Source organism: Bacillus infantis (assembly GCF_020171945.1).
Taxonomy (GTDB): Bacteria; Bacillota; Bacilli; order Bacillales; family Cytobacillaceae; genus Bacillus_AB; species Bacillus_AB infantis_A.
Window position 1 is genome coordinate 436,503 of sequence record NZ_JAIVAP010000001.1, and the last position, 15,095, is coordinate 451,597.

Annotated in this window: 15 protein-coding genes and 2 riboswitches; of the genes, 3 read left to right on the plus strand and 12 right to left on the minus strand. The window is 45.7% G+C overall.

The annotated features are described in order from the left end of the window. Window positions 1–7: 7 nt before the first annotated feature. The 10 genes from LCM00_RS02225 to LCM00_RS02270 form a co-directional block, all read right to left on the minus strand. A complete protein-coding gene (locus tag LCM00_RS02225; RefSeq protein ID WP_224897461.1) occupies window positions 8–934 on the minus strand; it encodes a hypothetical protein in 927 nt (308 codons plus the stop codon). A gap of 166 nt (window positions 935–1,100) precedes the next feature. Beyond that, a complete protein-coding gene (locus LCM00_RS02230) occupies window positions 1,101–1,601 on the minus strand; it encodes a GNAT family N-acetyltransferase (protein WP_224897463.1) in 501 nt (166 codons plus the stop codon). Between the two features lie 99 nt (window positions 1,602–1,700). Beyond that, a complete protein-coding gene (locus LCM00_RS02235; protein WP_224897465.1) occupies window positions 1,701–3,788 on the minus strand; it encodes a peptidoglycan D,D-transpeptidase FtsI family protein in 2,088 nt (695 codons plus the stop codon). A 16-nt stretch (window positions 3,789–3,804) separates the two neighbouring features. Then, window positions 3,805–4,908, minus strand: a complete 1,104-nt coding sequence (locus tag LCM00_RS02240; RefSeq protein WP_224897467.1) for a hypothetical protein — start codon at window positions 4,906–4,908, stop codon at window positions 3,805–3,807. Next, entirely contained in the window at window positions 4,892–5,446 is a 555-nt protein-coding gene (locus tag LCM00_RS02245; protein WP_101547856.1) for a sigma-70 family RNA polymerase sigma factor, read from the minus strand. Before LCM00_RS02245 ends, LCM00_RS02240 begins: the two co-directional genes overlap by 17 nt. Before the next feature lie 355 nt (window positions 5,447–5,801). Further along, window positions 5,802–6,398 carry a response regulator transcription factor gene (locus tag LCM00_RS02250; protein ID WP_224897469.1) on the minus strand — a complete coding sequence of 199 codons (597 nt, stop codon included), beginning with the start codon at window positions 6,396–6,398 and terminating at the stop codon, window positions 5,802–5,804. After that, window positions 6,395–7,531, minus strand: a complete 1,137-nt coding sequence (locus tag LCM00_RS02255; protein ID WP_224897471.1) for a sensor histidine kinase — start codon at window positions 7,529–7,531, stop codon at window positions 6,395–6,397. Before LCM00_RS02255 ends, LCM00_RS02250 begins: the two co-directional genes overlap by 4 nt. A gap of 290 nt (window positions 7,532–7,821) precedes the next feature. Further along, on the minus strand, window positions 7,822–8,856 hold the full coding sequence (locus LCM00_RS02260; RefSeq protein WP_224897474.1) for a fatty acid desaturase: 1,035 nt from the start codon (window positions 8,854–8,856) through the stop codon (window positions 7,822–7,824). A gap of 409 nt (window positions 8,857–9,265) precedes the next feature. Further along, entirely contained in the window at window positions 9,266–10,051 is a 786-nt protein-coding gene (locus tag LCM00_RS02265; RefSeq protein WP_224897476.1) for a glucose-1-dehydrogenase, read from the minus strand. 16 nt (window positions 10,052–10,067) lie between these two features. Further along, a complete protein-coding gene (locus LCM00_RS02270) occupies window positions 10,068–10,922 on the minus strand; it encodes a GRP family sugar transporter (RefSeq protein ID WP_224897479.1) in 855 nt (284 codons plus the stop codon). Window positions 10,923–11,108: 186 nt separating this feature from the next. Here LCM00_RS02270 and LCM00_RS02275 point away from each other — a divergent pair, with 186 nt between their 5' ends. Beyond that, window positions 11,109–11,309 (plus strand): hypothetical protein, encoded by a 201-nt coding sequence (locus LCM00_RS02275; protein WP_224897480.1) that lies wholly within the window; start codon window positions 11,109–11,111, stop codon window positions 11,307–11,309. Window positions 11,310–11,457: 148 nt separating this feature from the next. On the opposite strand, the gene LCM00_RS02280 is transcribed toward LCM00_RS02275, so the two are convergent. Then, window positions 11,458–12,117, minus strand: coding sequence for a TetR/AcrR family transcriptional regulator (locus tag LCM00_RS02280; RefSeq protein WP_224897482.1), 660 nt, complete (start codon window positions 12,115–12,117; stop codon window positions 11,458–11,460). A gap of 200 nt (window positions 12,118–12,317) precedes the next feature. Here LCM00_RS02280 and LCM00_RS02285 point away from each other — a divergent pair, with 200 nt between their 5' ends. Both LCM00_RS02285 and LCM00_RS02290 read left to right on the plus strand, forming a co-directional pair. Continuing rightward, window positions 12,318–12,494 carry a DUF2187 family protein gene (locus tag LCM00_RS02285; protein WP_101547864.1) on the plus strand — a complete coding sequence of 59 codons (177 nt, stop codon included), beginning with the start codon at window positions 12,318–12,320 and terminating at the stop codon, window positions 12,492–12,494. Window positions 12,495–12,662: 168 nt separating this feature from the next. Then, window positions 12,663–12,818 (plus strand): hypothetical protein, encoded by a 156-nt coding sequence (locus tag LCM00_RS02290; RefSeq protein WP_009793575.1) that lies wholly within the window; start codon window positions 12,663–12,665, stop codon window positions 12,816–12,818. A 62-nt stretch (window positions 12,819–12,880) separates the two neighbouring features. Here the strand turns inward: LCM00_RS02290 and LCM00_RS02295 are convergent, their stop codons facing one another. Further along, window positions 12,881–14,503: a peptide ABC transporter substrate-binding protein gene (locus LCM00_RS02295; protein WP_224897484.1), complete on the minus strand. Its 1,623-nt coding sequence runs from the start codon at window positions 14,501–14,503 to the stop codon at window positions 12,881–12,883. Window positions 14,504–14,674: 171 nt separating this feature from the next. After that, a riboswitch (SAM riboswitch) is annotated at window positions 14,675–14,773 on the minus strand. Window positions 14,774–14,850: 77 nt separating this feature from the next. Then, window positions 14,851–14,954, minus strand: a riboswitch (SAM riboswitch). Between the last annotated feature and the right edge of the window lie 141 nt (window positions 14,955–15,095).

The window sequence follows — 15,095 nt, forward strand, 5'->3', positions numbered from 1 at the left end:
ACTCATTCTACTGCACCCGGCTGTAGTCCTCTATCATGCTGTTAAGGTCATCGCCGCCCTGCCTTCCTTTCAGATCAAAATACATCACAGAAAACCCGACATAATACAAACATGTTGTGACAAGGGTTGCCAGGTTCAGGATGATATCAAACAGTACACTGCCTCCAAGGAGCAGGCCGGCCGTCATCTCGATCGCAAAAGATACTATCCCGATGATCAAAAACAGCAGGGCATAAATAAGGAGCATATGCCAGGAGCGCCCCTGGGTCAATGTCCAGCTTTCTGAGAAACCCGGCGCTTTCTTTTCCAGAACGGTATATCCAAAGTAAAAGCTCCACCTCGTCAGGAGGTAGCCTACTCCAACGGCAAAAGCGAGTAAAAACAGCCCGGCAAAAATGAAGCCGATCACAGGATGGACCATGGACCCGAATATACCAGTGATTGATACGAATACAATCGGCAGGATAACGATGGCGAAGGTGATTAAGCTAAAAAGGATACTTGTTCCCAGAATCGGCCAGAACCGCCTGAAAGCCTTCTTGATCACCATTCCCGGGGTAAACTCCTTTCCTTTTCTCACCTGGTCTACCGCTATAAGGACAGCCGCCCCCGCCACAGGGATCATTAAAGCTGACAGAAGGCCGGCAAATACCAGGCCCAGATCGGCAAAAAGCGAACCCGGTGCGTAAATACCTGCTCCCGTGGTGTCTGTTTCAAAGCTTGAAGCAATTTGTTCAAACCAGCTCCCCCCGGCATTAATGTCCCTGAAAAAGCTTTGTCCCGCGGCCAGGCTGAACAGTGCCTGGAGAAGATAAACCGGCCCTACCAGAATGAGAAAGATAGCAGTAAAAGAACCAAATCTGTTCCTGGCCAGGCTGAAGGTAAGGTCAAGAATCTGGCCGATGCCTTTTGGCTTGTTTAATAGTGAATTCATGTTTCTGCCTCCTAAATGAATGGAGAGCGCTCCCGGATAATTATCCGAATTTCAGTGATGCGTCTCCCGGATGAAAAATTTGTCAATCTATTGTATTTTAACATTTTTCTTCCAGAACCGGGGAGTAAAAGCGTAAACCCTGGCAGTTTCCCAATATAGCAGGATATTAAGATAGGAGTTTGTGATGGAAGACGGTAGTGTGGAGGGTGCCGTCTTCCGAGCGGGCATAGCAGGGAATCATGCCTGATACTGTATAACCCAGGGAACGATAAAGCAGGTTGGAAGGATCTCCCTCCCTTGTATCGAGCACAATCAGGGAAATTCCGCCTTCCACTGCCCGTTTCTCGGCGGACACCATCAGCCGGCGGCCAATCCCTTTGCGGCGGAAGTTTGTATGTGTCATCAGCTTGCCTATTTCAGCACGGTGGCTGCCGTTGTCTTTTGTGCAAAATTGAAGCTGGACAGCCCCTGCTATAGTTCCTTTTTCTTCTGCTATCAATAGGGCAGTATCATTCAGCTGCAGTTCCTTCCAGTAGGAATATGCGGCTGCTTCATCCATCGGCGGCAGAAATCCAATCGACGCTCCGCTGTTGACTGCATCAGCCAACAGCACGGACAGCTGTTTCAGTTCTTTTTCTCCCAAGCTCTTAAGCTCTCTGATTATCATTTAAAAATCCCCCTTTAAGTTAGTTTTAGATTACAGTTGATCATTTCAGCCATGGAAAAAGGGGCCCATTCATGGCCCCTTACTTTCGCCTTTTCCATTTTATTCGGTGTCCTCAGCTATTTTTCCTTTTTTTAAGTCATAATAAGCCTTCATAATGCCCTGGCCGATTTTTTTATTGATGGTGTTTTTATCAGAAGACACATAAGGCACAACAATCGAGAAGGCAACCTCGGGATCACGTGAAGGCGAATATCCCGCCAGTGTGAGATTATAGGTTGGTGTGTCTTTGTATAGCTTTTTCTCTTCCATACTATAATAAAACGACTGTGCTGTGCCGGTCTTTCCTGCCAGGTCATACTCCCGGTAAGGGCTCCCGCTGAAATAGCTTGCTGCAGTCCCGCCCTGTTCCTGGAATACCTTCTTGAAGCCGGCCTGAACCTGCTGGATTTCCCGCTCGCTCATATCGATGCGGTTCAGTGTAACCGGCTCGAAGCCCTTATAGACAGGGCCCAGCTCTTTTGCCGGTGATGGTTCCCTGATTTCCCTGACAAGCTGGAGCTTCATGCGGTTGCCGTCATTGGCAATCGTCGATATATATTGTGCGAGCTGAAGGGCTGTATATGTATCATACTGTCCGATTGACAAGTCGAGCAGAAGCCCGGGCCTGTAATCGGTGCCCGGCAGGCCGCTGGATTCGTTCGGAAGGTCGATCCCCGTCTTGACACCAAGGCCGAACTGATTGAAATAATAGCGGAACTTTTCAAATGCGCCTGGATCATACGGCAGCTTCATCCCGGGGGTATATTCCTTGCCTAGCGCCCGGATCGCCGTTTTAAACATATAAACGTTCGATGATTTCTTCAGTGCCTCAATATCATTCGGCGAACCGAGCGATAGGCTGTATGATTTTTTCACTGGAGTTTCATACAGATTAAGAGGCTCATCCTTAAATCTGGTTCCGAGCTGCAGGACGCCCATCTCATAGCCGGCAAGTACAGTCGCCCCCTTGACGGCGGACCCGACTTCATACGATGAAGTGAAAGCCCCAAGTGCATAGTCATCCACCTTATAGCCGCCATTTTCGTATTTAAGTTTCTTGCCTGATATAGCCAGGACTTCACCTGTCCTTGGATTGGTCATGACAACGAATGCACTGTCGAGAAACCTGCCGCCGCCGCTTGCTTTAGCAGCTTTCAGCTCGCGTTCGATGACTTCCTCCACCTTCTCCTGCAGCTCAAGATCAATGGTCAGGATCAGATCCTTTCCGCTTTTTCCGGGAGATATTACCTCTGCTTCCTTCACTTTTCCGCTTTTGTCCACTTTGTATTCTGTTTTCGTCTTTTCACCAGCGAGCACATCTTCATACTGATATTCAATCTGGCTTTTCCCGACCCGGTCATTCAGACTGTAGCCGCGTGAAGTGAAATATTCCAGCCGATCCTGAGGAAGGCCTTCATCGCTTGAACTGATATTCCCAAGGATCGAGCGGAACGTATCGCCGTTCGGATATTCACGCTTCCAGTCCGTGAAAACATCGACACCTGGCATGTCCTGAAGATGCTCACTAACGAGAGCGGCTTCTTTACTGGTTACATTTTCATTTTTGACGATCTGCGGTGTGAGCGCATAGCCTTTTGCCATTTCCCTGAAGATAGCGGCCACCTTTTTATCCTGAGGCGTCATTTCCGCAAGGTGCTTTTCCGGATTAATTCTTTTTAGCTGAAGCTTATAAAGGTCTTTAAATGTCAGCTTTTCATTTTCCAGCTCTTCCTCAGTCAGCAGTGCCTTTGCCTCTTCTTCATGGGTCAGGATCCAGAAATCCTTCAGATCTCTTTCTGTCAGCTTATCTGTGCTCATTTCAATATATTTGGCAAGCTCTGCAGCAACATCCTTGATTTCCTCTTGCTTCGTGTTCTGGTCCTTTATATAGGAAATGGCATTCTGCCCGATATTGTCGACAATAAGCCGGCCATCCCTGTCAAAAATTTTCCCCCTTGGAACAGATTCTTTGATGACGAGGTTTTCGGTCCGGTTCAGCTCGTTCACGAAATCCTCACCTTTGACAATCTGGACCACGCCCAGCCGCACAATCAGCAGGCTGAAGCATACGAAAACAAAGAAAAAAAGCAGGTTGAGCCGGAATGGCAGCTTATTTTTTGACTTTTTTTTCTCTTTTTCCACTTCCACTTTTAAGACCCCCCTTTTATTTTCTGAATTGAAAAGGCCTGGATACAGACATGTCCGCCATATCGCCCTCTGCCTGTACAATCAAAAAGAACTCACTCCCGCCTTCAAGGATGCGGACTGGGTTAGCCATCGACACCTCAAGCCTGCCGTCAGCAGAAGGGATGAAATAAATTTCATCCTCAATCGACCCTTCAGCTATTTCTATATTTTCAGCCGGTCCGAACACAACGCCAGCACTTGCGGAAGACTTCAGTGTAATCGTATACCGGCGGCCGGGATTGAGATTTTCAAGCGAAATTCCGCAGATGAACCTCTGTGTGCTGTCGATTGAAATGGAAGCCTTCCCTTTACCTTTTTCCATAGGAACAGCTGTTTTCCCTTCCTTTTTTATGGAGATTACCGGTGAATTTTTTACAATTGATTTTATCCTCGCAGTATTGTTTGAATCCGATGGGGCAAAGCGGATGGTATAGGTGTCTATGACGACTTGCATCTTTCCGCCTTCTTCTGCAGCCGTTTTTATTTTTTCTGAGAAGTCTTCTTGATTTTCAAAAATAATCCAGCTTTCCCTTGTGTCTCCCTTAAAACGCGGCAGGAGAGCTGCAGAATCTGCATCAGGCTTAAAGTAGAATTGGCCTTCTAGGAAACCGGTGGAGCCGCCGAAACTTTGGACTGTGCCGCTTAAAAGCTTTTCTCCCTTGAATTCTGCATACACTGTCTGGAATGCTCCATGCCTGCCTTCACTATCAAGCTGGGATAAACCCATTCCCGCTACCATATCGCCCGCCACTGCTTTCTCAGGGTCAAAAATGTTTCGGCCATCGTCGATTGGGACGATTTCTTTAACTGTTTCCTGCTGTTTTAAACTCTGTCCTTCTGTCTGCAGGAGGCCCAGCTGATATCCGGCAAAACCGCCCGCAGACAGAAAAAATACACCTGCTGTGAGCCATGCGGCAGCCCTGGGGATAAAGGTTGAGTAACGTGCCGCTTTCTTTTCCTTCGCTGCCGCAATCTTTTGCCTGATCAGCCTTTTATCTTTCTCTGTAAAAACCGGGTCCTTAGAAATATAGGAATCAAATTGCCGCTTCAAATCTTCCAGCCTGTCATCCACTGAATTCATTCCCTTCTTCTTCAGAATAAAAGACTTTCAACTTATCCCGGCCCCTTCTGATCCTCGTTTTAACCGTTTCAATATGAAGATCCAGAATCTCGGCAATCTCAGGCATTGAAAATTCCTTCACATAGTAAAGGAGGATGCTCTCCCTGTATTTGACCGGCAACCCCAAAATATTTTCCATCAGGCGTTCCTGTCCATCTTTTTCAACCAGCTCATCCTCAGCCGATTTCTCCCTTCTGTCAAACCAGAATAGTTTGTCAGTAAGCTGGAGATGGAGGTAATGCCAGCTTCTTAGATGATCTTTGCATTTATTTGCGGCAATCCTGTAAATCCATGTTTTAAAAGACGATTCACCTTTAAAGTTTTCCAGATTCATATAAACACTCAGGAACACTTCCTGAAGCACATCTTCAGTCTGTGACCAGCTTTTCGTATATGTATAAATAAACCGCTTCAATTTCTCGCCATACAAATCCATGGCATATTCTATGGCTTCTTCCTTTGCAAGCTTCTGCCAATCTTTGTCTCTGTCAGGGTTCAATCGCCCCCCTCCTAGCTGCTCAAAAAGCCGTTTGTAATATAGACGCAACACAGATGTAAAAAGGGGCAAAAAACAGGGAAATTTTTCTGATGATCATATAATTTCTGGCTGGACTCTGCCGAATTGGGGATTACTGCCTTAATTTGGATGTGATGAGGCATATCCTTAGTGGTGAAGAAGGGATTCTACATAGAAATTTAGTTTTTATGCCTGAATTTTTAGTTTTTATACTTGAAATGTGAAGGATTCTACCTAGAATTCCTTTTATTCAACCCAGAATCAGAGATAATTTTTCTATTTAGAAAATATTGCCAATACACAAAGAAAAGAGCCGGAGTCCATCCAGCTCTTCTCATTATTTAAACCAGCCCTTTTCACGGGAACGTGTGATAGCTTCAATTCGATTCTGTACTTCAAGTTTCTCCATGATTGCGGACACATAATTCCGCACTGTCCCGGTTTTAATGGACAGCTCTGCTGCAATTTCGTTTGTGTTCTTGCCGTCTGCGACCAGTTCAAGTACTGCCTTTTCCCTTTCGGTCAGGGGATTTTCTTCGGCGTACATATCGTCCATCAGCTCCGGGGCGTAAATGCGGCGGCCTGCCATGACACTGCGGATGCTGCCTGCCAGTTCTTCGCTCGGGCTGTCTTTAAGAAGGTAGCCGCTGACGCCGGCTTTGATAGCTGACTGGAAATAACCTGTTCTGGCGAAGGTCGTCAGAATAATGACCTTGCACATGCCCTTCAGCTCTTCCGCTGCCTCAAGGCCGGTCTTCAGCGGCATCTCAATATCCATGATGCAGACATCCGGCTTATGTTTATGGACCAGGGATACAGCCTCGGCGCCGTTTCCAGCCTTGCCGACAACCTCCATATCATCTTCAAGGCTCAGCAGCGAACCAAGTGCACCGAGCATCATACGCTGATCTTCTGCTATGACAATCCGAATCATTGCAGCTCCTCCTTTTGTCTGATCTTCACAACATTCGGCACCCGGACAATCAGTGTGGTTCCCTCGTCCTGGTACACCTCCATAGTGCCATTGACAAATTCAGCACGCTCCCTGATTCCGAGCAGGCCGCTTCCTTTGCCAATGTCCCGGTCAGGGTCTATGCCTGCGCCATTATCCCTCACTGTGACTGCGGTTTCGTCATTGGCCTGCATGATTTCCACGATGACTTCACTGGCATTGGAGTGCTTCACCACATTATTCACTGCCTCCTTCAGGCACATGCTGAGGATATTTTCCACAAATAGTGAGACATTGACAAGCTGCCGCTCCTGCTTAAGCACAAATGAAATCCCTGCCGCGTCTAGTATTTGTTCTATCAGGACTACCTCTTCCTTCAGCCGGATCCCCCTCATCTGGGAGACCATCTTCCTGACCTCATTCAGGGCGGTCCTGGCTGTCTGCTGCACATCCTTCAGCTCAGAACGGGCCTGCTCAGGATCTTTATAGACGAGTTTACCCGCCAGATCACTCTTAAGGCCGATGAGTGAAAGCTTCTGGCCTAGCGTATCATGCAGATCCCTGGCTATCCGCTGCCTCTCCTCCATTTTTACGAGCTCTGAGATCCGTTTATTGGCATCTTCCAGCTGCGACTCCAGCCTGCCCCGCATGTTGCGGTTCTTGATGCTGAATGGCAGGAGGATGACACTGAGCCAGCTGATAATAATGAATGGAATCTGCTTCAGAAATAAAGGATCCTGCAATACAAACTGATAGTTAATCGCTGCAGAAGCGCCGACCAGGTGAAGGATATAAAGAACGGCAAAAGCGGCCTTTCCAGTAATATTGCCGATAAAATAAGCAATGAAAAACGAAAAATACACATAGCCGAATAGTGTGGTCATTGCAGATGAAATCCCGATCAGCACGACTGCCCAGATATAGACTGTCCATCCCCTCGAAAGGAATGCCAGCCGGAAGCATAAATAAAAGATGACAGTTAAAATGATGCCGGCAACGATTTCCGCTGTTGATGAAGACTGGAAAATGAAATAGAAAGGCAGTATCGTCAAAATCGCCCAAATATATGGGGATATCCCGGTGCTGCTGTTAAAGACAAGCAATTTTTTCTTCATTATACAACTCCAATATCTTTGTATCCTTATTTTACATAAAAATGTCTTTTCAAAAGGCTCTTTTCTTAAACTTTGTTGTTTTCTAAAAAAAAATTTACAGATATCACCCTGCTTACCATGAAATATCATGATAGGAAAAGAGCTGCTCTCTTTTTTCAAAGAGAAAGTTTTTGTATGAAGGGAAAAATCCGGCTCTTGGGATTTTTTCGAAAGCAACAATCTATACGAGAACAGTCTTTCAAAAAAGGACAGAGCCATGATTTCCGGGCTCCGTCCTTTGAATAGGCTTTTTAAACTGAAACACTTTTCTTCTTCTGTGCTTTCAGCAGGTGATGGATATCCCTGAAAGTAACAAAGCTGCGGCTCTGTTCATCCCATAATCGGTATTTCAGCGACTTCAAACTAGTTGATAGTGTGATTGTCTGGACATTTTTGAGCAACGGCTCTTTATTATGGGCATCTTCCAGATAATAGTTCGGAACCCTTGGGCTGAGATGATGGACATGGTGGAAGCCGATATTGCCGGTCAGCCACTGCAGGAGTTTCGGAAGCTTATAAAAGGAGCTTCCATCAACAGCTGCCCTGACAAATTCCCATTCTTTATCGTATTCGAAATAAGTATCCTCGAATTGGTGCTGCACATAAAACAGCCAGATGCCAAGCGCACCGGAAATATAGAAAATCGGTCCCTGGATCAGAAGGAAGGCCTTCCAGCCTACCAGCCAGCACATAAGCCCAATTACCAGGACAATCAGAATGTTTGTGACATAAGTGTTCATTTTTTCCTTAGGCCGTGCTCCCTTTCGGTTGAAGCGCTGGGCAATGAGGAACTCATAAATCGGTCCGAGGCCGAACATCACAAGCGGATTGCGGTAAGCCCGATACTGCACGCGCTGCCATAAGCTGGCGTCCATGTATTCATCAACCGTCATGACCCATATGTCCCCCGTGCCCCTTTTATTAAGGTTACCGCTGGTTGCATGGTGGACAGAATGGCTGTGCCTCCACTGATGGAAAGGAAAGAGTGTCATTACTCCGGTGATCATGCCAAGCACTTCATTCGCCTTCTTGCTTTTGAAAAAAGAATTATGGCAGCAGTCATGGAAAATGATGAAGATCCGCACCAGGAATCCTGCATTAACAACAGTCAGAATCAAGGTGATCAGATAGGATATTTGCATGGTTTCATAGGCCAGATACCAAATGAGAAAGAATGGCACCAGCGTGTTTATTAGTTGGACAATACTGCTCTTTGTATCTGCTTTTTCATAAGGAGAGATATTTTTCCTCGATAATTTGCCAGGTTTTGACGTTTTTTTATCCATACAGTTAATCCTCCTCGTACTTGCTAATTCCATTATGTAATATAGAGAGAGGTGATGTAAGACATACATGTCATATGATGGACATGATAAACGTCATGGTTGGGTTTAGAATCTTAATTATTCTCCAAAATACAAAAAGATCTTCGACCTGGTTATACAGCTACTGGCTGATGATTTGCATTCCTAACATTTCGCTTTACCCGGGGCAAAGCTGAACCTCCACAATGCAGGCCACTGCCGGGCATAAGCAATTTCCTGCAATGAGCGGGTCTGAAACGATGGTCATCAGGGTTTACATAATTTTTTACAAAATCAGACCACATTAAGTAAATTTCTTAGATAAAGCCCAAAAAAAGAGCACGGAATATTTTTCTCCGAACCCTCTTTTCACATGTATTAAAACCCCAATTTAGCCCTTCCCTGCCTGGAACCCCGGATATTGCGTCATTCCTCCGTCAGCGAAGAGTGTGAGCCCGGTAACGTAGCTTGCTTCTTTTGATGCCAGCCAGACGGCACAGGCTGCGATTTCTTCAGGCTTTCCGATATACCCCATCGGAATGAGCTCCAGAACGCCTTTTTCCAGTTCAGGATCCGAGAATTTTTCTGCATTGATCGGTGTATCGATGGCCCCGGGTGCAATGCAGTTGACCCGTATTCCTTTAGGGGCGAATTCAAGCGCGAGTGTCTCGGTCATCAGCTTTACGCCGCCCTTGCTGGCAGCATAGTGGACGAAATGCGGCCAGGGAATACGCTGGTGCACGGATGACATATTGATGATAGAACCTTTTATTTCGTTCTCCAGCATATAATTAATCGCCTCTCTGGAGCCAAGGAACTGACCCGTCAGGTTTGTGTTGATGACTTTATTCCAATCGTCCAATGAAAGTTCCTGTGATGGGACTTCATTTTCAATCCCTGCATTATTGACCATAACATCAAGAGAACCAAAGGTATGCACTGCATGTTCAATGATCCGCTTAATATCTTCTTCACTGCCGACATCACCCTGGATGCTGGTAGCCTTTCCTCCCGCATTTTCAATCTTTTCAATGATTTCATCAATATTATCATCACTGCTGTGGTAATTGATGACGACATTCGATTTTTCTGCTCCGAATCTTTCGGCCATCGCCCGGCCAAGTCCTGAGTTTCCTCCTGTTATCACAACTGTTTTTCCTTCAAGGTCTTTATACATATCCATTCTCCTTTGCTTATCCTTTTGTAAACCCAATCAGCACGCCGCCTGCAATGATGAGCAGGCACCCTGTGATGATAAGGATGGTTTGCTTTTTGGACGTTTTCTCGCCGAGAAGGAAAATTCCTCCGAGGGTAGAGATGACAATTCCGGTCTGGGAAAGCGAGAAGCTTGTCGCCACCCCGATTTTCGGAAGCGACAGCAGCAGCGTCAGATTTCCGGTTGCCCAGATCAGCCCCGTCACTAGATTACGAAGGGCATATTTATTGAACGGCTTATTTTTAATGGTCAAGGCCGTTCCGCCAATGACCATACCGAGCGCCTGCGGAAGGAGGGCAGACCATCCGTCGATTTCCAGCCAGTTGATGATGACAACATATCCGACAAAACCGACAGTCGATATTAGCAGGGTGACAAGCCCTTTTTTTAAACTCTTTGATTCGTCATTCCCTTCCTTCTGTCCCCAGGAAGTCATGACTGCTCCGCCGATGATAAGGACAAGGGCGATGATGCCGAGTGTAATCTGAAGCCCTGTTGACCATTCATTGAAAACAACAATCCCGAAAAAGCTTGTCCCGATAAGCTGAAGGCCGGTCGATAGCGGAGTAGTCTTTGCGACTCCAAGATATTTCACGGCCCCAAACTGATTTTTTTGTCCCAGGGACCAAAGTGCCCCCGAAGCAAGCCCGGCTCCCCATACCAGCGGCGAAAGTTCTGGTCTGACAAAGAGAAATACCGCTCCTGCGAAAATAAGTGCGCCGATGGTCGTCCCAAGGGTCTGGCTATTGTCATCTCCTCCAAGTTTATTGCTGACCAAGATGATGCTGCCCCAGCACGCTGCTGTTATGACAGCCAGTAAAATTCCTGACATATATGCGGTCCCCTTTCTCGCTGAAAAAATCAAGATGCTGATATTAGCTTTTCCCTGATTGAGCAGGAATTGAAACCTTGAGTTAAAAAGCACATTAACAGGAAGATTTTTGCATCAGGAAGATCCAGGAATTGGACGAATCTTTACAGACATATGATAAAAGATCAGTCTGGGAAGGTGAGCGAAATGAGAGCAGGTAGCCGGTTTATCTTCTTTGTAATAGAAGCGTCTTCCATCAGAAAATTCCTTGCTTTGGAAATGGGTTTTGGTACGGCCTTCTATTATGGGGCAAAGCTCATTTTCACCAATGAGATTGCATCAGTTTGTACCAGCATTGTGGCTGTGGAGGCTCTGAAAAAAGGGGTGAAACAGCTTGAGAGGAAATAAAATAATACAGTTTATGGGTGCATGGAAAGGTGAATGATTTATTCAGGCTTCAGAAAGACTCTATAGCTTAAACTATCCTTGTGAGATGATCCAGCTTGCCATCACACCAGTTTCAATAAAAGAAGGCCCGGCACAATGCCAGGGCCTTCTATTCCATATTTTCGGCATCATTCTTCACATTGCGGCTGATTGCCTCAGGGGGGAAAATCATCCTGCAGATAATGCGGGCTGCTTCCAGTGTATTGAGCGGCGAAGAGCTCTGCTCCTCTTTGGCGGGGCCATTTTCTGCCAAGATAAGGGCAGACCATGCGGCTGTGTCAAGATCTATGTCCTTCCAGGTCAACCCTTTTTGCCTCGCCAGTTCTAAACCCTGCACGATCTGCATATGTATATTTCTCCGAGCCTCCTGTAAAATACCGGCCAATTCAGAATCCTTGGGCAGCAGTTCAGGCAGCACCCGATGGATGCCGACAGCCTCAAGCCTTTTATAGTGCTCATCCAGCATACGGGCAAGCAGGAGAACCGGGTCTTCACTGAGCCAGTCGGGCTCCGGAATCATCAGAAAATCGATTTTATCCTGAAGAAGTGCCATAAGCAGCTGGCGTTTATCTGAGAAATAGCGGTAAAAGGTGCCTGTGGCCACATCGGCTGCGGCTGCTATGTCTTTTGCTGTTGTCAACTCGTAGCCTTTTTCTATGAATAGCCGCCGCCCGCTTTCCAGCAGTGCCTTCCGCTTCTGCAGCGCTCTTTCCTGTTTAGGCAGGGAAGGGAATTCTCCCGGAAACGGGCCGGCATTTTTATCCGCCATACGCTCACCTCCTAACTCATCATATCATATAAAGAACATCATAGAGAGCTAAAATCAGGCGATAAAAAACCTGAACTGAAGTTCACCTTTTTGATTGACAGTGGTTTCTTATGGTGCAATAATGAATTTAATTTCAGCAGGATAGTCCTTACGTCATAGTTTTTAATGGTTGAAAAATTTAACGATAAGGGGTCGCGAAGATGGCAAAAGAGGGAGATACAATCAGATTTAAAAGACATGATCTTTCCATAACCGGAACAGTCGTGAAGGTCAAAGAAGAAAGCGTTCTTGTCCAAATCAGCGATGAGGATGCAATGCTTTTAAAAATTGATACTCCAATCACGGTCGTATCGCATAAAAATTACAAGATTGTCTGAATACACGATATGTAAAATGGCGGCTTAAGATATTAATAGAAGAAAGCTGCTGAGGATAATTGCTTTTGTGTGAAAAATACGCAGGATTTCAGCGATAAAGGTAGAATTGATTTATATGTTTATCCATTCTGCCGATTTATCAAAATTTATACCTGGGAGGATTCTGGCATGGAAATCAGCAAAGATTCAAAGAAATTAGCGGTAGATTCACCTGTTTTGCTAAAAGGCATTGTTAAGGCTATATACAAAGATACCGTCCATATCCAGATCGGCGGCAAAATCATTGCTCTGCCGGCTTCCAATATGCCCGCCGCTTCCTCTTAAACTGCAGCCTGAAAAAGGCTGTTTGTAAAAGGAGCCGGCATGCCGGCTCCTTTCGGATTTACTTATTCAGAAATTTTTTCAGCATAGCGGAAATCCGGATTGTTGAGAGGGCTGAACCGGATTCCTTTAATATATTCTTTCACGACAGCATTTTGAGAAGAAAAGTAGATAGGGATGATCGGCATTTCATCCATCAGGACAGCTTCAGCCTGATGCAGCAGATCAAATCTCTTTGCTTCATCCTGCTCAATCAGCGACTGGTCGAGCAACTCATCAAATTCAGGATTGGACCAGTTTGTAAAGTTGCTGGAACTGCCTGAGCTGTATAGATCCAGAACAGGGTACGGATCCAGGAAGTCCCCTACCCAGCCCATACGCGCAGCCTGGAAGTTTTTCTGCTTGAAAGTATCTATGAATGTTTTCCATTCCTGGTTCTCAAGCTTCACTTCCACACCAAGGTTAACCTTGAACATTTCCTGCAGAGCTTCAGCAATCTTTTTATGGCTGCCTTCTGAATTATACTTCAGGGTGACAGCAGGAAGCTCCTTCCAGCCTTCTTCCTTCATTCCCTCAGCAAGCAATTTTTTTGCTCCGTCAGCATCAAAAAAGTAGTAAGGATCTTTTTCATCCCGGAAGTCCTTTCCAGACGGCCCTTCTACACCAAATCCCACATAGCCGTATGCAGGCTCTTCTCCGCCTTTCGAAATGTTTTTTGCGATAGCCTCACGGTCGATTGCCATGCTGAATGCTTTCCGGATTTTACTGTTATTGAAAGGCTTTTCATTTACATTGAATGTATAGGTATAGACACTGAATTGAGGCGAGTTGATAAACTCCTTGCCTCCCTTTTCCATATCTATCGCATCGGATGCAAGATTTTTGATCAAATCAATATCTCCGGATTTATACATCTGATACTCGGTGTTGGCATCAGCCACCATTTTAAAGTTTACGGCGTCCATCGTAATGTCTTCGCTGTTCCAGTATTTGCTGTTCTTTTTCAGGGTAAGAAGATTATTATGTTCCCATTCCCCGAGTGTATAAGGGCCATTGGTAACGATTGTTTCCGGCCCTGCCGCCCAGTTTTCGTTTGCTTCGACTGTTTTCTGATTCACCGGCATGAAGCCCTGGCCCATCAGAACTTTAGGGAAAAACTTGATCGGTGTGTTAAGCTCGACCTTCAGGGTACTTTTGTCCACTGCGGTAATTCCTACATCTTCCACAGCGCCATTTTCCCTGTTATATTCTTCAGCCCCTTTTATGTAAAAAAAGCTGGATGGATCATAGGCGCCTGTTTCGGGATTCAGAACCCTTTTCCATGCAAACTCGAAATCCTTTGCTGTCAGCGGATCTCCATTGGACCATTTCTGCCCTTCCCTGATTGTAAAGGTGTATACTTTACCGTCTTCTGAAACATCAACCTTGCTTGCTGCCCCTTCCACAGCATTTCCATCTTTATCATAGCGGTACAAACCTTCATAAAGATTATCGATCACCCAGAAGGAAGTTGTATCAGATGCAAAAGCAGGATCAAGGGTATAGGGCTCCCCTCCAAGATTGGCATTTAATACTTGTTCAACATCATTTTCTCCGGTTGGTGAAGCTGCTTCATCATTGCTGCATCCTGTCAGTGCAGCCAATGCAAACAGCAGGATGGCAAGCGTTACAAGCGATACTTTTTTCAAGTCATGATTCCCCCTTCAATTCATTGCTTTAAAGCGATTTAACTCATTAAAATACTAAGAATTGCATTTGCAATCTCCCCGCCCTCACATGTTTATTCCGAAAATGTTCTTTACTTCTTTAACCTACTAAAAATCCTCCCAGCAAAGACAAGCTGAGAGGACTTTGTTCTCCGCTTATCTTTCCGGTAAACCCGGTGGAATTGGCACAGTGTCAACAGACCTGCTGCCGAGGCTTCATCGGGCCAGTCCCTCCGCCTCTCTGGATAAGTGATATAAGATTTTAGCTGGCTGAAATAAAAAATCCCCTTCTGCAGATAGAAGAGGACAGTATGTATGAACAAAATCCCTTCTTATCTGCCAGGCTTCTGCCTGATGGAATTGGCACAGTGTCCGAATGAACCTGCTGCCGAGACTTCATCGGGCCATACCCCTCCGTCTCTCTGGATAAGAAATTATAGATATATAATTTTTTCGGTGCACTTAGAATAACCAATTTAGAAAATTTCGTCAACAAAAAAGATAAAAGTCTAACTTTTCTATCTTTTTAGGCAATTGAAATACTATGGGCTTTTCAGTTTACTGCCTTATAATT